The following is a 17,467-nucleotide window of genomic DNA, read 5'->3' on the forward strand; positions in this document are numbered from 1 at the left end:
CGTCTTCGTCCGCCCGGCCAAAGGTCACGACCGGCTCTGTCCGTACGGCCAAAAGAGGTCAGCGCGGCGGGCGGGTCGCCAGACGGACCGCGAGGGTGAGCATGAGCCGGACATCGGGGTCGTCCAGGTCCACGCCGTACCGGTCGCGGACGCGGCGCAGCCGGTAGCGCAGGGTGTTGGGGTGCAGGACCAGCCGCTTGGCCGCCCGGCCGACGTCGCAGGAGGCGTCCAGGTACGCGGCGAGCGATCGGACCAACTCACCGCCCGCCGCGAGATCGGCCCGCACCAGGTCGTACACGGGGCCGCTACCCCGCTCCCAGACCGGACGCACCGCGTCCAGCACCCGCTGAACATCCAGGGCAGCACCCAACTCGCCGGCCGACGCATACCGACGCGGCCCCCGCCCCTCACCAGCCGCCCACCCCTCACCGGCAGCCCGCCGATCGTCGGCAGTCCCTCCGCCACCGGCTGGCCCGACTCCGGCCGCCGGCTCCTGCGCGACGCTCGCCGCCCGCTCGCGCAGCACCCGGACGACCAGCTCGGCGTCGGCGCGGGAGTCGGCGGCGCGCAGCGGGGACGGCACGACCGGCCCCGCCCCCACCCACACCGGCCCCGCACCCTGGGCCGCGCCTCCCAGCGAAGCGGCCAGGGTGTCCAGCTCCCGGGCCAGGGCCAGCACGTCCCGCTCGGCACCCCGCCGCACCGGCACCAACGCCATCACCCGCCCGCCATCCCGCAGCACCCGAATTCCGGCCCGGTAGGAGACCGCCTGCACGGCCAACAGCCCCATCGTCCGCTCCACCACTGCCTCCCGCTGCCCATCAGCTGTGGCGGACGTGGCCGCTGGGGTGACGGCGGCCGACGAGGCGGCAACCGTGGCAGCCGACGGCGCGGCGGACGCGGCAGCCGGCGGTGCAGGGGGCGGGGTGATGGAGACGGGGGGTGCGGGGGTGGGGGGATGGGCCAGGTCGGTGGGGTCGGCGATCACGACCGCGCAGGGCTGGTCCGGGGCGAGGCCGAGGGTCCAGGCGTGGGTGCTCATGTCCCCGCGGCCCGCCAGCAGGGCGCGCAGCGCGTGCTCCTCGCGCCGCCGCGCGCCGCTCTCCCGCAGCCGGTGCTGCACCAGGTACGGCACCGCCACCTCGGCCGCCCGCCGCAGCGCCCGCGCCGCGCCTTCGGTGAACGGGCCGCCGGCGTCGGCGGCGGCCCAGATGGAGCCGAGCATCTCCCGCCCGCTGCGGATGGCGATGATGAGCCGTTCCGGGCTGGAGCCGTCGGCGGGCCGGTGGATCACCTCGTCGGAGGACCACAACGTACGCAGCAGCCCGCTGCGCCGCAGCTCCTCCACCCGCCAGTCGGGCACCCGGCCGCCGAGGATGGTGGAGCGGCGCAGCTCGTCGGCCTCGGGCCCGATGGCGGAGTAGGCCAGCACCCGGAACGCGGTGTCCTCGATGGTGATCGACCCGCCGGTGAACTCGGCCACCGCCGACGCCAGCGCCGCCAGCCCGCCGCCGGCCGTGACGTCGGCCATCCGGTCCCCGCGCCCGGCTCCGGCGTAGGCGGCGGCCGAGCGCACCAGGGTGGCCACGTCGTCCCAGTCGGCCCAGGCGGCGCGGGCGAGCAGCGCGACCCCGGCACGTTCCGCGACCGCGACCGCCCCCGCCTCAGCCCCCGTCCCTGGACCCGGCTCAGCCTGTACGTCTTCGGGGGCCGGGTCGAGGCTGGGGTCGTCGCGCAGCACGACGGCGACGGCGCCGCGTCCGGCGGCCTCGCGGATGAAGTCGTTCACCGACGGCAGCACCCCCACCGCCAGGACGATCCGCCCCTCGTACGAGCGGGCCGCCCCCTCCTCACCGATGATCATCCCGGTGATGGCCACGTCCTGCCCGGAGGGCGCGAGCAGCAGCCGCAGGATGCCGCCCTCGTCGAAGGCGAGCAGCTCGCGCAGGGTGAGTCCGGTGTCGCGGGTGGCGCGGGCGGTCATGCGGGGGAGCATACGGAAGCGGCCTGACCTCGCAGAACCCGGGGCTCACAGAGCGGCGCGGGCGGGGACCAGGCGGGCGCCGAGGGCGCGGGCGCCGATCACCAGGGCCGCGGCGGCGAGGACGATGTCCTTGAAGATGTACTGCGCCTCCAGCGTGGGCGCGCCGGGGAACAGATCGGTGAAGAACAGCGCGTACGGTGCGAAGAACCCGGCCAGCGCACCGGCCATCACCACCAGCCCGGTCTTCAGCAGCCGGCCCGTCACCAGCGTGAGGCCGATGAAGACCTCCAGTCCGGCGATCACGGCCTGCGCGGCGTACCCCGACAGCAGGCCCATGGACAGCCTCTCCAGCGTGGCCACCGACAGCGCCTCCGCCGGACTCACCCCCGGGAAGAACTTGAGCGTCCCGAAGGCCACGAAGACCAGCCCGAGGCTGATCCGCAGGATGTCGATGCTGTGCCGGCTCAGCCAGGCGGCCAGTTTGGAGATCATGGTCTCGATGGCGGCGGTCATGTCGCGCTCCCTGTCGAAGAAGTCGTTTCCGTCGTGCTCAAGACTCCTGAATCGGGAGGCGCCGGACATCCGGCCTCGGGCGGCACTCGTGCTACGCCACCGCGGGTACGGCGGGGTCAGGGTCTACCGCCCTGGTCCTCAGGGGTCCGCCCTAGGGGACGGCCGCTCACCACGTCGGGCACCCGGGCGCGTACTCCGCCGGGCGTACGCGCTCAGAGCCCGAGGTCGTCCAGTTCCTTGTGGAGGGACGAACGCGAGCCGCCGGATGCGGGCGAGGCGGCGGGCTTGGAGGCGGCGGGCCTGCGGTCGCGGAAGATCCAGCCACCCAGCGTGCCGGCCAGGAACCCGAACAGGTGCGCCTGCCAGCCGATCCCCTCCTGCGGCAGCAGCCCGGCGAACTGGTAGGCGAAGGACAGCGCCATGACCACGCCGATCACGATGTCGATCAGGTGCCGGTCGAAGACGCCGCGCACCAGGACGTACCCGAAATATCCGAAGACGACGCCGCTCGCCCCTGCCCCGACGGCGTCCGGGTCCGCGGTGAACCACTCACCGAGCCCGCTGACCAGGACGATGAGCGCCGTCACGCTGAAGAACTTGGCCACGCCCCGGTAGGCGGCGAGGAAGCCGAAGACGAACAGCGGCCCCGAGTTGGCCTCGATGTGTTCCCAGCTCCAGTGCAGGAACGCCGAGGAGATGATGCCCGGCAGCGTCTCCGGGTGCCACGCCTGCACGCCGTACTCGCGGCTGAGCGCGTAGCCGGACAGCCAGTTGGGGATCTGCAGGACCCAGATGACGGCCAGGAACCCGACCATCACCCATAACGCCTTGCGGGCCTCCGCGATCATGATTTCGGCCGTCTGGCCCCTGGACTCCATCGGTCTGCTCCCCTGGTCGATCATGTGCCGGGCGGACCAAGTATCACGCCTTGCGTCTCGTACGGGTAGTGAGCGCCACCAGCACCCCGGCGTACAGGACCAGCACCAGCAGCAGCCACAGCAGGCTCGTGACGGGCAGCGCGACCAGCCCCAGCACCGGCGCGAGCGGCGAGAGCGGCAGCAGCAGGCCGGCCGCCGCGAGCGCGCCCGTGGCCAGGCCGAGCGGGCGCGACACCCGCGCGACGGGGCGCAGGAGCAGCATGATGGCGGCCTGGGTGAGCACGTTCTCGACCAGCCAGCCGGTGTGGAAGGCCGACTCGTCCAGCACGCCGTGGACGCGGGTCAGCACCGCGAACGTGACCAGGTCGACGCCCGCGTTCACCAGGCCGAACCCCGCGATGAAGCGGAGCACGGCCTGCCGCCGCAGCCGGAACGGGCGGCGCAGCACGGCCGGGCCTGGCCGCTCGAAGGCGAGGGCGAGCTGGGCGGCGTCGAAGCAGAGGTTCTGGGCGAGCACCTGGACGGGCAGCATCGGCAGGAACGGCAGCGCCAGCCCGGCGACCAGCATGGCGATCACGTTGCCCAGGTTCGAGGACAGGGCGATGCGCAGGTAGGTGACGATGTTGCCGCTGCTGCGCCGGCCCACGACGACCGCCTGGCCGATGGCGGAAAGGTCCTTGCCGGCCAGCACGACGTCGGCGGCCTCGCGGGTGACGTCCACGGCGGAGCGCGGGCAGATGCCGACGTCGGCGGCGCGCATGGCGGGCAGGTCGTTGACGCCGTCGCCGAGGAAGCCGACGGTGTGCCCGGCGGCGCGCAGCGCGCGTACCACGCGGGCCTTCTGCTCCGGTGTGCAGCGGGCGATCACCGTGGCCCGTTCGGCCCCGGCGGCGGTGAGGCCGGCCGCGTCGGCCACCTCGCCCGCCTCCAGGCCCAGCTCGCGGCAGATCCTGGCCGCCGTGCCCGGATGGTCGCCGGTCAGGATCTTGACCTTGACGCCACGGCGGGCCAGCAGCGCGAGGGCGGCCGCGGCGTCCGGGGAGGGCTCGTCGGCCAGGGTGACGAAGCCGACGAGGGTGAGGCCGCGCTCTCCGGCCTCGTCCAGGCGGGGCTGGGGGGACGCGGTCCCACGGGCCACGGCCTCCTGGGCGAACGCGGTCCGGTGGGCCACGGCCTCCTGCGCGGACGCGGGCCCGCGGGCCACGGCCAGCACGCGCGCGCCGGACCGCGCCAGGGCGGCGGCGGTGGCGGCGGCGCGCCGCCGCTCGCGCTCGCTCGTCGCGCACCGCTCCAGCACCGCCTCGACGGCGCCCTTGACGACCACGACGACGTCGTCGCCGTCGCGTACGAGCGCGCGGGAGACCCGGGTCAGCGGATCGAACGGCACCGCGTCCAGTCCCTCGACCTCGCCCAGCTGCTCGGGGGCGCCGGCGAGGATGGCCTCGTCGAGCGGGTCGGGGGCGGGCGGGTCGGCGAGGTGCAGCGTCACCAGGCCGTTGACGGCCGCCCAGCGCAGCGGCTCGGGGTCGGGCCGCCCGCCGGGGCCGACGGACCCGCTCAGCACCGGGCGGTCGCGGGTGAGCGTGCCGGTCTTGTCCATGCACAGGACGTCGATCGCGCCCATGTCGGGCAGCGCGGACAGCCGTTTGACGATCACGCCGCGCCGCGCCAGCAGCGCCGACCCCCTGGCCAGCACGGTGGTCACCACGACGGGCAACATCTCGGGCGTCAGCCCGACCGCCACGGCCACCGCGAACGGCAGCGCCTCCAGCCCCTTGCCGCGCAGCACCGCGTTGGCGACCAGGGCGACCGGCGGGATGACCAGCATGCCCCGGACCAGGACCCAGGAGAGCCCGTACACGGACCGGTCGAAGGCCGACGTCCGCCGCCCGGCCCGGCCTCGCGGTAACCGCGCGCCCGCACGCCGGGAAAGCCGCACTCCGGGCCCCGCCCGCCGGGAAAGCCGCGCACCGGGCGGGGGGACGGCGTAGGCGCCGGCGAAGCGGGTGGCCGCTCCCGTCGCGGTCACCACGGCGAGCGCGCTCCCCGAGGCCACGCTGCTGCCCTGCCACAGCAGGTGCTCGTCGCCCTCCGGCAGGTCGAGCGCCCGCTTGGCCACCGGCGCGGACTCCCCGGTGAGCTGTGCCTGGTGCACGGTCAGGCCGTTGGCCCGCAGCAGCCGCGCGTCGGCGGGCACCAGGTCCCCTGGGCCCAGCTTGATCACGTCTCCGGGCACGAGCTGGTCGGCCGGGATCTCCCGCTCCTCCGGCTCGGCGTCCTTCGTGGCGCGCCGCCGTACGGTCGTCGTGGTGGCGACCAGCTTGCGCAGCGCGGCCGTCGAGCGGTCGGCGCGATGTTCGCCGTTGGAGCGCAGCAGGCAGCTCACCAGGACGAGGACGACGATGACGCCCGCCGTCGCCCAGGACGCGATGAGCGCGCTGACCAGCCCCAGCCCCAGCAGCACCAGCGTGAACGGGTCGCGCAGGCTGCGGAGCAGCCGGCGCGGCCAGGTGGGCGGCAGCCGGGACGGGACGACGTTCTCGCCGTGGTCGAGCAGCCGGGCCTCGGCGTCGGCGGTGACGAGACCGCGCGGACCGCTCTCCAGCCGCCGCAGGACCCGGAGCGGGGTGTCGGCAGTCTCAGGCGCCCAGACCACGGGCGCGCTCCCCGGGGCCCCGCCGCTCGGCGAGCCGGCCGACCAGGCCCTGCACCGTGGTCACGATGTCCTGGTCGTCGATGAGGTAGACCACCCTGCGGCCCTCGCGCCGCGACCGGACGAGGCCCGCCAGCTTGAGCTTGGCCAGGTGCTGGCTGACCGCGGGCAGCGCGCCACCCACCCGTTCGGCCAGCCCGGACACATCGCACTCGCCCTGCGCCAGCGCCCACACGATGTGCAGCCGGGACGGCGAGGACAGCAGCCCGAACACGGCCGCCGCCTGGTCGAGCACGTCGGCCGGCGGGTCGGGCCTCTCATTGGCCGACATCTTCCCCCTTGTCGTCCGTGAGGCCCTCGACGGTGGTGAGCTCGGCGAGCCCCGAGATCGTCAGAACGGGTTCGATCAGCGGGTTGGCGACCAGCCGGATGCGTTCGACGTGGGAGAACAGCACGGTCAGGCCCGCGCTGTCGAGATATTCGACCGCGCTCAGGTCGACCAGCACCGTGCCGCCGCCGTCGGCGCCCGCCAGCGCCTCCTCCAGCGCGCCGGCGTTGCTCATGTCGATCTCGCCCACGCAGGCGAGGACCAGGGTGCCGTCCGGCCGCTGCGAGGCGACCACGGTGAGAGGTGCGGTCATCGTGAGATCCTCGTCTGCAGGTCGACGGTGGTCCCGGCGGCGCCGGGGTGGATGGAGACCTCGTTCATCAGGGCGCGCATGAGCGCGACGCCCCGTCCGCGGTGCGGGTTGGCCTCGGGCTCGGGGATCTTCCAGCGACCGGTGTCGGTGACGGTGAGGTGCAGGCCGCTGCCGGTGGCGACCGCCCGCAGGCGGATCGTCCGGCCGGGGGCGTCGCGGTGGCCGTGCTCGATGGCGTTGGCGCACGCCTCACCCGCCGCCACGAGCACGTTCTGCATCTGCGCGGGGGCGAGCTGGCAGCGGCTCAGCCAGTCGCGCAGCGCCGCGCGTACGGGGGCGAGCTGGCTGGACTCGGCGGGGAAGGCGACCTCCAGCGGGGCGGGCTGGCGGTAGAGGAGCAGCGCGACGTCGTCGCTGAAGCCGCCGTCCGGGGTGAGGCTGGCCATGACCTCGCTCGCGAGCGCCTCGATGGGGGCGGCGCAGCCCGCCTGTACGGCCGCGCTGGCCTCGTCGATGCCGACCGTCAGCGGACGCCGGCGCCGCTCGACCAGCCCGTCGGTGTAGACGAGCAGCGTGGACCGGGGCGGCATGGTGCACCTCGCCTCCGGTCGCGGCCTGCCCATCGGCACGGCGAGCGGGGCCGCCCGGCCGCCCTCCAGGAGCTGGGTGCTGCCGTCGGCGTGGGCGAGGATGCCGGGCGGGTGGCCGGCGCTGGAGTAGACGAGCTCGCCGGTGGCGGTGTCGAGCACGCCGCAGAAGGCGGTGGTGCACTTGGCGCCGGGGATGAGCGCGGCGAACCTGTCGAGCGCGGTGAACACCTGCGCGGGCCCGGCGTCCTGGAGCAGCAGGGCCCGGCAGGCGCTGCGCAGCTGCCCCATGACGGCGGCGGCCTCCAGCCCGCGCCCCACGCAGTCGCCGACCACGATCCCGATGCGCCCGCCGGACAGCGGCACGATGTCGTACCAGTCGCCGCCGACCTCCAGGGGGCGGCCGGCCGGCTCGTAGCGGACGGCGAAGCCGTCGGGCAGCTCGGACGGGCCCAGGATGGCCCGCTGGAGCGCCACGGCGGCCTCGCGCTGCTGGTCGAGCTGGTGCACCCGGTGCAGGCCCTGGCCGAGGTGGCCGGCGAGCAGCGCCAGCAGGGTCTGGTCCTCACTGGTGAAAGGCCGGTTCTGGCTGAGGTCGACCCAGACGGTGAGCAGTCCCTCGGGGTGTTCGAGGGTGATGCCGGCGCCGTCCGCGCCGGGCGCGACCGGGCGGAGTGGCGGCTGGTCGCGCAGCGCGGCCAGCTTCTCCCGCAGCTCCTCGGGCAGGTCCGGCCAGTCGCCGCCCGCGGGCGCGCGGGCCAGGCCGCGTGGCCGGCCGTCGTTCCACACCGCGGCGAGGACCTGCCGGGCCCGCCACACCTCCTGCAACGCCTCCAGCCCGCCGGCCAGGGCGTCGGTCAGGTTGACGGCCTGGGAGACGCGCATGCTGAGCGCGGCGAGCGCGCTCTCGCGCTGCACGAGGTAGTGCTCGGCGGTGACGTCGCGCATGGTGCCCACGACGCGGCGGCGGCCGGTGTCGGGGTCGGTGACCGCGTTGAAGGTGAACGTGATCCACACCTGGTGCCCGTCCCGGTGGGTGACAGGGACGACGTTGCTGCCCCTGCCCTCGCGCATCATGCGCTCGAACGCCTCGGCGACCAGGGCGTGCGCCTGCGGATCCGCGTTCACGTCCGGCCACCAGGGGTGCTCGGCCGCGTACGGCAGGTCTTCGGGCCCGTAGCCGAGGATGTCGGTGAAGGCGGAGTTGACCTCGATCACCGCGCCGGTCTCGTCGGTGACGAAGAACGCCTCCTGCAGCGAGTCGATCATGGCGGTGCGCCACCGGGTGTGGTGGTTGCGCATCCGCGCCAGCTCCACGTTGGCCCGCGCCCGCGCCAGCAGCTCGGCGGCGGAGAACGGCTTGACCAGGTAGTCGTCGGCGCCCGCCTCCAGGCCCTCGATCGAGTCCTCCTGCCCGGCGCGGGCCGACAGCAGCAGCACCGGCACGCCGGCGGTGCGCGGGTCGGACCGCAGCGCCGAGACCAGGGCAAGGCCGTCGAGGCGCGGCATCATGACGTCGCTGACCACGAGGTCGGGCGCGTCCGCGCGGACGGCGTCCAGGGCCTCCAGCCCGTCGCCGACGGCGGTGGCGTGGTAGCCGGCGCCCCTGAGCAGCCGGACGAGGTATTCGCGCATGTCGCTGTTGTCGTCGGCGATCAGCACCCGGGCCGCCGCGCCGCCGTCCGGTGCCGGCAGGCCGGCTCCGGCGGGGACCTCGGCCGCCGGCTGGGCGACGCCGTCGTCCTCGGGGAGCCAGCGCAGGGCCTCCTGGACGTACGGGTCGGCGCCGGCCGTGACCGTCTCGGCCGCGCCGGGCGCGATGATGCTGTCAGGAGGCAGGTGCGCGGCGCCGAAGGGCAGCCGGACGGTGAACGTGGTGCCCTCGTCCTCGACGCTGTCGGCGGCGATGGTGCCGCCGTGCAGGCCGACCAGCTCCTGCACCAGGGCCAGTCCGATGCCGCTGCCCTCGTGGGAGCGCGAGCGGGCGCTCTCGATCCGGTGGAACCGCTCGAACAGCCGCGGCAGCTCCTCGGCCGGGATGCCGATGCCCGTGTCGGTGACCGTCACCACCGCGTGCCCGTCGTGCTCGCGCACGCTGATGCCGACCGAGCCCTCGAAGGTGAACTTCAGCGCGTTGCTCAGCAGGTTGAGCACGACCTTCTCCCACATGCTCCGGTCGAGGTGGACCGGCTCGGCGAGCGGGGGGCAGTCGACCACGAACTCCAGCCCGGCCTTGTCGATGGCGGAGCGGAAGACGCTGGCCAGCTCGGCGGTGACGGCCGCGAGGTCCACCGGCTCGTAGCGGGCCTGCATGCGGCCGGCCTCGAGGCGGGAGAAGTCGAGCAGCGTGTTGACGAGCTTGCCGAGGCGCAGCCCGTTGCGGTGGATGACCTCGAGGTCCTGGCGCACCTGCGGGGAGGCGTCGGCGAGCGCGCCGCGCAGCTCCTGCACCGGCCCCATGATCAGGGTGAGCGGGGTGCGGAACTCGTGGCTGATGTTGGAGAAGAAGACGGTCTTCGCCCGGTCCAGCTCGGCCAGCTCCTCGGCCCGCCGCTGCTGGGCCTGGTAGCTGCGGGCGGAGGAGATGCCGGCCGCGACGTGGCCGGCGGCCAGCTCGACGAAGCCGCGGTAGCCGTCGTCCAGCGGCCGGTAGCGGTTGAGCGCGGCCACCAGGAACCCGTACGGCCCGCCGCCCTGCTGGAGCAGCGGCACCACGAGCGCCTGCGTGGGCGGCTCGTTCCAGTGTCCGGCCGGCAGGCCGGTGAACGGCGCGCCGTCGAGCGCCACCAGCTCGGACTCGCCCTGGGCCAGCGCGGCGAGCGGCCACACCGGGTGGGGGTCGTCGGCGGGCAGGACGATCGGGGCGGCCGGGTGCCCGGCCGGGATGCCGGTCGCCTCGGCCAGCCGCGCGCCGCCCTCGTCGTCGAACAGGTAGGTGATGGTGAAGGGGAGGTCCTGCGGGTTCTGCCCGAGCTGGCGGCAGGCGAAGGCCAGCATCTCCTGCTCGGTGCGCACCACGCTGGGGTCGGAGCCGAGGTCGCGCAGGGTCGCCATGCGCCGCTCGCCGACGACCCGGTCGGTCTCCTCGCTGACCACGCAGAGCATGCCGACCACCGCGCCGTCGTCGTCGCGCAGCGGGCTGTAGGAGAAGGTGTGGTAGGTCTCCTCCGGATAGCCGGCCCGCTCCAGGAACAGCAGCAGCGCCTCGTCCCAGGTGGCCCGGCCGGTGTCGAGCACGGCGTGGATGCGGGGCCCGATGTCGCCCCAGATCTCCGCCCACACCTCGCTGGCCGGGCGGCCGAGCGCCCACGGGTATTTCCTGCCGAGGGTGTCGCGGCGGTAGGCGGCGTTGCAGAAGAACGTGAGCTCCGGCCCCCACGCCATCCACATGGAGAAGCGGGACGACAGCAGGATGCTCACGGCCGTCTGGAGGCTCTGCGGCCACTCCTCCGGGGGGCCGAGCGGGGTGGCGCGCCAGTCCACCAGGGCGAGTTCGCGGCCGATCTCGTCGTCCACGGTGAAGATCCCGGCCCCCGCGGCCGGCACCGGGCCGCGCTCAGCGTCGTCGCGTGCCACACGAGACCCTTTCGTTCGTAGCCGGGCAGGTCAGACACCAGCTCGCCAGTACGTAGAATAGGGCAGATCACCCCATGGCTCGTGCCCCTCTTCCCCAGGCGCGAGGACCCACCCCTCTCTCAGGAGCCTCGGTGCAGCAGGATCCCGGTCTGACCGTCACCTACCAACCGCATTCGGCTCGCATCCACGTGCTGGTCGTCGCCGGCGACCTCGATCACCACACCTCGCCGCGGCTCCAGGCCGCGCTCGACCAGGTGGCGCTCGCGCCCGGCGACGGGCTGGTGATCGACCTGTCGGCGCTGCCGTTCTGCGACTCCACGGGCATCTCCGTGCTCGTGATGGCGCACCAGCGGGCCCAGGAGGCCGGGGCCCGGCTCGGGCTGGCCGGGCTGGAGCCCGACATCGCCCACGTCTTCAAGATCATGGGACTGGATCGGCTGCTCTCCTTCTACGAGAGCCGCGACCTGGCCATCGCCGCGCTGCAGTAGCGCGGTCAGCTCCGGTCGGCCGGTGCGGAGCTCGCGGCGAGCAGCCGCTCCCCCAGGGTGCGCGCCGCCCGCACCAGGTCCGGACATTTCACGATCCGGTACGGCACCGGCAGCCTGGCCAGCTCCTCGGCGTACCAGGCCGGGTTGTTCGTGCTGCCCACCAGCCGGGTGGTGGCGGCGCCGAGCGGTTCGGGGCGGCCCATGACGCGGGAGAGCCAGCCCGCCACCCGCTCGGCGGGGGCCTCGACGACGACCTCGACCTCGTGGTCCCAGCCGACGGCCAGGTGCTCCTCCAGTACGGCGGCCGGGTCGAGCCCGGCGGGCGGCTCGAAGGGGACGTCGAGGACCCGCACGTCACCGACCCGGTCGACCCGGTAGGCGCGGCGGCCGGCGGAGGTGTGGGACCAGCACAGCAGATACCAGCGGCCGTGGCGGACGACGACCGCCCACGGGTCCACCTCGATCAGCCGCTCGTTGCCCGCCTCGGAACGGTAGCCGAGCCGCGCCCGGCGGCGGGCCGAGCACGCCTGGACGAGGGTGGCCGTGATGTCGGGGTCCGGCCGGGCCGCGGCGCGGTCGGGCACGGGCGCGGTGGTCCGCCGGACCGCCTCGGCCTGGGCGGCCACCTGCTCGGGCAGCGCCCGCATGATCTTGCCGAGCGCGCTGCCGACCGGGTCGGACGGATCGCCCGCGTCGTGGTGGCCGTCGAGCACGGCCATGACCAGGCCCAGGGCCTCGGCCGCGGTGAACGTCAGTGGCGGCAGCCGCAGCCCCCGCCCGAGCCGGTAGCCGCCGTACGGGCCGCGGACGGCCTCGACGGGGATGCCGGCCTCGCGCAGGATGCCGATGTAGCGGCGGGCGGCGCGCTCGGAGACACCGAGCCTGCCGGCCAGCCGGTCGGCCGTGATGCCGGGGTGGGCCTGAAGCAGGTCGAGCGTCATCAGGGCCCGGGCCGTGGGGCTCGCGCCGGGCTCCATGGGGCCTCCGCCGCTGATCCGGAAGTGGAACGTCCGGAAGGGAAATTAGCACGCCCTCTTCACATGGCTGAAAGTTCAATATTTCGGAACTTGTCGGCTGTAGCATCGGCGCGGCGTCACGGACGTCCGCACGATTCGCGAAAGGGACACCCCCATGCATTCCTCCTCCCCGAGCCTTCTCGACGCGCCCGCGGAGCAGCCTCCGCCCGACACCGCGCCGGAGCAGGAGGACGGCGGCGGTGTCCTCACCGTCCTGGAGCGCATCGGCGCCGTGGTGGTGCCGGTCGGCGTCGCGCTGTACGCCGTGCTCTACCTCGGCGTCGAGCAGGTCTACTGGGTCTTCGGCGTCAACCCGCAGCAGGCCGGCATCGACCAGTCCGTCCTGCTGGGCCGGCTCATGGGCACGCTCATCCTGCTCCTGCTGGCGCTCATCCCGGCCATCGGCGTCCTGGTCGGCCTCGGCTGGCTCATCGACAGGATCACGCGGGGCGCGGCCGGTCGGCTGCTCAGGCGGCTGCGCGAGCGCCCGTGGATCGTCGCCGCGCTGGCCGCGCTTTGGTCGGGGGCGACGTACTGGGGGCTGTTCAACCTGGTCGCCGACCTGACCCTGGGCATCATGGTCGCCGTCGCGGTGGGGCTCGGCGTGCTCGCCTTCCTGATCCCGTTCCGGCTGCTGCGCCGCAGGCGGGTGGGCCGCGCGGGCATGACGGTGCTGGTGGCCGCGCTGACCGGGCTCGGGCTGGGCTTCGTGCTGATCCTCAGCCTGGTCAAGGGCGCGGTCGAGGTGCAGGAGACCGGCCAGGCCAACGACCTGCTCGGCTACGTCGGCTTCCAGGACCAGTGGGCGGTGCTGCGTGACGCCGCCACCGACAAGCCGCTCTACGACGGCCGCTGGATGATGCTGCTCGGCGAGAAGGAGAACACCTACGTCTTCTACGACTGCGACAAGCAGGAGACCTTCCGCCGCTCCATGTCGACCACGAACCTCGGCAACCTGCAGCTCGACCCGGACCGCGAGCCAGGCTTCCGCTGCGGCACCCTCGCCGAGGACACCACCGGCTGACCTCCCGCTATCGTGGGATCCCCGCCTCGAGGAGCAGCAACCATGCCCGACGCACTCCCGGTCACCCTGGACGACGTCCACGACGCCGCGGCCCGCCTCAAAGGGGTCGCGCACCGCACGCCCGTGCTGCGCTCCCGCACGCTCGACGCGCTGGCCGGGGCCGAGGTCTTCGTCAAGTGCGAGAACCTGCAACGGGTGGGGGCGTTCAAGTTCCGCGGCGCCTACAACGCGATCTCGCGGCTGACGCCGGAGCAGCTCGCGCGGGGCATCGCCACCTACTCCTCGGGCAACCACGCCCAGGCCGTCGCCCTGGCCGCGCGCGAGCTGGGCAGCAGCGCGGTGATCGTCATGCCGGAGGACACCCCGCTGCTCAAGCGCGAGGCCACCGCCGGCTACGGCGCCGAGATCGTCACCTACGACCGCTACACCGGCGACCGGGTGGCGATCGGGGAGGCGCTGGCCGCCGAGCGCGGGCTGACGCTCATCCCCCCGTACGAGCACCCGCACGTCATCGCCGGTCAGGGCACCGCGACGCTGGAGCTGATCGAGGAGGCCGGCGAGCTGGACGCGCTGGTCGTCCCCATCGGCGGCGGCGGCCTGATCGCGGGCAGCGCGACGGCGGCCAAGGGGCTGCTGCCGGGGATCCGGGTGATCGGCGTGGAGCCCGAGGCGGGCGACGACACCAAGCGCTCGCTGGCCGCCGGCGAGCGCGTGTCGATCCCGATCCCGCGCACGATCGCCGACGGGATGGCGGCCGAGATCCCGGGCGAGCTGACGTTCTCGATCAACAGGCGCCTGGTGGACGAGGTCGTCCTGGTCTCCGACGACGAGATCCGGCAGGCGATGCGGACGGCGTTCGAGCGGATGAAGACGGTCGTCGAGCCGAGCGGCGCCACGCCGCTCGCCGCGCTGCTGGCCGGGCGGCTGGGTGAGCCGCCGCGGCGCGTCGGCGTGATCCTCTCCGGCGGCAACGTGGACGTCCGGCGCTTCGCGGAGCTGGTCTCCTACTAGCGGCTCACCCCCGAGGCGAGGAAGAACGGCAGGGCCAGGAACAGCCGGTCCGTCTCCGCGCGCCGGCGCTGCTCGGCCACCCACGCCGCCTCCTGATCGGCGTCGATCGCCCCGGCCGCGCGGGCCGCCGCGGCGAGCCCGGCCAGCACCGGCAGCATCGCCGCGTCCGTGAACACCTCCGTGCGCACCTCCGCGTGCACGTCCTCGAACCCGGCGTCGAGCAGCAGGTTGCGCTGCCGCCGGGCGGCCCGGGGCGCGGTCACCAGGTCGGCGCGGGCGTGCACGAGCCGCCGGGTGAGCGCCGGGTCGTCGGAGTCGATGACGAAGGTGTCCCAGTCCTGGCCGGCCAGCACGATCCGGCCGCCCGGCGCGAGCACCCGCCGCGCCTCCGCCAGCGCCCGCGCCGGCTCGGCCAGCTCGTGGAAGACCTTGTCGGCGCGGTAGCCCGCCACCGAGCCGTCCTCCAGCGGCAGCGCGCAGGCGTCGCCGAGCCGGAAGTCGCCCTCCGGCCACCGGTGGCGGGCCACCGCGAGCGTCTCCGCGCTGACGTCCACGCCGACCGGCCGCGCCCCGCGCCCGGCCAGCTCCGCCACCGCGCGCCCCGCTCCGCAGCCGACATCCACGACGCCCGCCCCGGCCGGCAGCTCCAGCAGCTCGTACGACCGGGCGCGCAGCGCGGCGGCCCCGGGCCGGCCGTCCACCGCGTCGAGGCGCCGGACGAGCGCCTCCACCTTTTCCTTCTTCTCCGACATGCCGACCAGCCTGCGACCTCAGGTCGACCTGAGGTCAAGGCGTGATCGCGAAGTTGTCGCGGAAAACGTTGCCTGGGTCGTAGCGGCGCTTGAGCTCCCGCAGGCGGCTCAGGGTGGGCTCGGGGAAGGCGTCGTGGAGGCGTTCCGGACGGGTGTCGGTCTCGAAGTTGAGATAGAGGCCGGAGAAGTGGGGGCGCATCGCGTCCCAGAGAGGGTCCAGGCCGGCCCGGCTGGAGCCGAAGGCGGCGAGGGAGAAGTTCGCCGAGCGGCCCGCGTACGCGGTGGCGTCCGCCGGCACGTCGGCGACCGCGCCGCCGGCCGCCCGGATGTGGAAGAAGTACGTCTCCCCGCTCGCGACCAGGCGGGCGGCGGCCTCGGCCAGCTCGGGGGTGAGGTGGTCGGCGAGCGCGGAGCGGCTGACCGGCTCGCCCTGGCCGTGGTGCGGCCCCGCCGGCACGTTCATGAGGGCCGCGTACGGGAGGATCTGGATGTTGTGGTCGAGCAGCGGCGCGACGGCGGCGAGCGGGCGCAGGCGGGCCAGCACCGTGTCCGCGTCGTCGGCGTCCACCACGGCCATGACCTGGGCGATCGACGGCCGTCCCGGCTGTGGGCGGCCGAGGATGAGCGAGCTGGTGAGGTCTCTCGGCGCGGCCTCGACCGCCGCTCCCCAGTCGCGCAGCAGCGCCGCCGGGTCCGCGGCGTCCAGGATTAACTGCGCGAAACCGACGTCGCCCACCTCGTCCACCTCGAACTCGAAGCTCGTCACGATGCCGAAGTTCGCCCCGGCACCGCGCACGCCCCAGAACAGCTCGGCGTTCTCGGTGTCGTCGGCCCTGACCAGGCTGCCGTCCGCGAGCACCAGCTCGACGGCCCGCAGGTGGTCGATGGTCAGGCCGTGCTCGCGGGCCAGCCAGCCGATGCCGCCCGCGGTCGCCAGGCCGCCGACGCCGACCCCGCCGTGGTCGCCGGAGGTGAGCCCCCAGCCGTACGGGGCCAGCGCCGCCGCCACGTCGCTCCACCGCGCGCCCGGGCCGAGGCGGACCCGGCGGGTGGCCTTGTCCAGCACCTCGATCGTGTTCAGGCGGGAGACGTCGAGCACGATGCCGCCGTGGTTGGTCGAGCGGCCGCTGATGCCGTGGCCGCCGCTGCGGACGGCCAGCTTCACCGGCTGCGTACGGGCGAAGGCCAGCGCGTCGGCGACCTCGGCGGGCGTGCCGGGGCGCAGGACCAGGCCGGGCGAGCCGCCGCGCAGGTAGGTGGAGCGGACGTGGGCGTATCCCGCGTCACCCGGCTCGACCCGTTCGAGGTGGGCGGGGACGGCGTCGTAGGCGATGCCGGGGTGGCGGCGGGACCGGGCGTCGGGGCGGGCGATCCTGGCGGAGTCCATCGCTCACCTGCCCGCGCGCTCGGCGGCCACGAGCCGGCGCGTCTCGGGCGCGACCTCCTGGCCGAACGTCCGCAACGTCACCGGGTCGTCGGCCATCACGATGTAGGTGCCGATCCCGTACCGCAGGGAGATGGCGGCGAGCTGCTCGGCCCACTGCCGTGGCGGCCCCGACAGCAGCCGGTCACCGGGCGGGCCGAACCGGCCGCCGATGTTGAGCAGGCGGCGCACCGCGCCGGGCTCCCGCCCGGCGGCCAGCGCCGCCTCGTCGATGATCGCGTTGCCCTCGTCGAGCTGGTCGAGGCTCTGCAGGTAGGACAGCGACGGCAGCCATCCGTCAGCCTTCGTCCCGACGAGGCGGAGCATGCGCGGTTTGTACGCCCCCAGCCAGATGCCGATGTCGTGCGCCGGAGCCGGCCCCCGCTTGGCCCCGTTGACCTGGTAATAAGTGCCGTCCACGCGGAACCGTCCGGTGTTGCCCGCGTCCCAGAAGCCGCGGATGACGTCGATCGCCTCGTCGAGCGCGTCCACGGCCTGGGCCGGGGTGAGCCGCCGCCCGCCCATGGCCTCGACCGCGTCCCAGAACGCCCCCGCGCCCAGCCCCAGCTCGAACCGGCCCCCGCTGAGCAGGTCGAGGCTCGCCGCCGCGCGGGCGAGCACGGCCGGCGGGCGCAGCGGCAGGTTCGTGACGTTGGCCGAGACGTGCACCCGCTGGGTGCGCGCGGCGACGTAGGTGAGCAGCGTCCAGGTGTCGAGGAAGCCCGGCTGGTAGGGGTGGTCCTGGAACGTCACGAGGTCCAGCCCCGCGTCCTCGGACTCCCGCGCCAGGTCGAGGACCTGCTCCGGCGCGGCGTTGGCGGGCGTGATGAACGACCCGAACGTCAGGTCGTGGCCGTAGTCAGGCATGTGATCCCCTCGGGAGATGTGCTGCTCCACAAACCGTATGTGGTGGAGATGTGT

14 protein-coding genes are annotated in these 17,467 nt (G+C 74.4%); 3 read left to right on the plus strand and 11 right to left on the minus strand.

The window, feature by feature from the left end; all coding sequences use genetic code 11:
• Positions 1-58: 58 nt before the first annotated feature.
• From BMW85_RS09810 to BMW85_RS09840, 7 genes are all read right to left on the minus strand, one after another.
• Positions 59-1,984: a helix-turn-helix domain-containing protein gene (locus BMW85_RS09810; protein WP_245774706.1), complete on the minus strand. Its 1,926-nt coding sequence runs from the start codon at positions 1,982-1,984 to the stop codon at positions 59-61.
• 45 nt (positions 1,985-2,029) lie between these two features.
• Positions 2,030-2,497, minus strand: coding sequence for a DoxX family protein (locus BMW85_RS09815; RefSeq protein ID WP_091079632.1), 468 nt, complete (start codon positions 2,495-2,497; stop codon positions 2,030-2,032).
• A gap of 212 nt (positions 2,498-2,709) precedes the next feature.
• Entirely contained in the window at positions 2,710-3,375 is a 666-nt protein-coding gene (locus tag BMW85_RS09820) for a rhomboid family intramembrane serine protease (protein WP_091079634.1), read from the minus strand.
• Positions 3,376-3,418: 43 nt separating this feature from the next.
• Positions 3,419-6,031, minus strand: coding sequence for an HAD-IC family P-type ATPase (locus tag BMW85_RS09825; RefSeq protein WP_091079636.1), 2,613 nt, complete (start codon positions 6,029-6,031; stop codon positions 3,419-3,421).
• Entirely contained in the window at positions 6,015-6,359 is a 345-nt protein-coding gene (locus tag BMW85_RS09830; RefSeq protein ID WP_091079639.1) for an ArsR/SmtB family transcription factor, read from the minus strand. Before BMW85_RS09830 ends, BMW85_RS09825 begins: the two co-directional genes overlap by 17 nt.
• Complete coding sequence (locus BMW85_RS09835; protein ID WP_091079641.1) at positions 6,346-6,669, minus strand: STAS domain-containing protein; 324 nt, start codon at positions 6,667-6,669, stop codon at positions 6,346-6,348. Before BMW85_RS09835 ends, BMW85_RS09830 begins: the two co-directional genes overlap by 14 nt.
• Positions 6,666-10,832: a SpoIIE family protein phosphatase gene (locus BMW85_RS09840; protein ID WP_091079644.1), complete on the minus strand. Its 4,167-nt coding sequence runs from the start codon at positions 10,830-10,832 to the stop codon at positions 6,666-6,668. The genes BMW85_RS09835 and BMW85_RS09840 overlap by 4 nt, the downstream gene beginning before the upstream one ends.
• 131 nt (positions 10,833-10,963) lie before the next feature.
• Between BMW85_RS09840 and BMW85_RS09845 the strand changes: the two genes are divergently transcribed.
• Complete coding sequence (locus tag BMW85_RS09845) at positions 10,964-11,320, plus strand: STAS domain-containing protein (protein ID WP_245774707.1); 357 nt, start codon at positions 10,964-10,966, stop codon at positions 11,318-11,320.
• 5 nt (positions 11,321-11,325) lie between these two features.
• On the opposite strand, the gene BMW85_RS09850 is transcribed toward BMW85_RS09845, so the two are convergent.
• Entirely contained in the window at positions 11,326-12,297 is a 972-nt protein-coding gene (locus BMW85_RS09850) for a helix-turn-helix transcriptional regulator (RefSeq protein ID WP_091079646.1), read from the minus strand.
• Positions 12,298-12,451: 154 nt separating this feature from the next.
• Between BMW85_RS09850 and BMW85_RS09855 the strand changes: the two genes are divergently transcribed.
• Entirely contained in the window at positions 12,452-13,360 is a 909-nt protein-coding gene (locus BMW85_RS09855; RefSeq protein WP_091079649.1) for a hypothetical protein, read from the plus strand.
• Positions 13,361-13,402: 42 nt separating this feature from the next.
• Positions 13,403-14,371, plus strand: coding sequence for a threo-3-hydroxy-L-aspartate ammonia-lyase (locus BMW85_RS09860; protein ID WP_091079650.1), 969 nt, complete (start codon positions 13,403-13,405; stop codon positions 14,369-14,371).
• Here the strand turns inward: BMW85_RS09860 and BMW85_RS09865 are convergent.
• The 3 genes from BMW85_RS09865 to BMW85_RS52305 are packed head-to-tail and all read right to left on the minus strand — an operon-like array spanning position 14,368 to position 17,413.
• Positions 14,368-15,123 (minus strand): methyltransferase domain-containing protein, encoded by a 756-nt coding sequence (locus tag BMW85_RS09865; RefSeq protein WP_091079653.1) that lies wholly within the window; start codon positions 15,121-15,123, stop codon positions 14,368-14,370. The genes BMW85_RS09860 and BMW85_RS09865 overlap by 4 nt on opposite strands.
• Positions 15,124-15,157: 34 nt before the next feature.
• Positions 15,158-16,510, minus strand: a complete 1,353-nt coding sequence (locus BMW85_RS52300) for an FAD-binding oxidoreductase (protein ID WP_091079655.1) — start codon at positions 16,508-16,510, stop codon at positions 15,158-15,160.
• A gap of 3 nt (positions 16,511-16,513) precedes the next feature.
• On the minus strand, positions 16,514-17,413 hold the full coding sequence (locus tag BMW85_RS52305) for an LLM class flavin-dependent oxidoreductase (protein ID WP_091079657.1): 900 nt from the start codon (positions 17,411-17,413) through the stop codon (positions 16,514-16,516).
• Positions 17,414-17,467 lie beyond the last annotated feature (54 nt).

This window comes from Nonomuraea wenchangensis (assembly GCF_900111685.1).
GTDB lineage: Bacteria > Actinomycetota > Actinomycetes > Streptosporangiales > Streptosporangiaceae > Nonomuraea > Nonomuraea wenchangensis.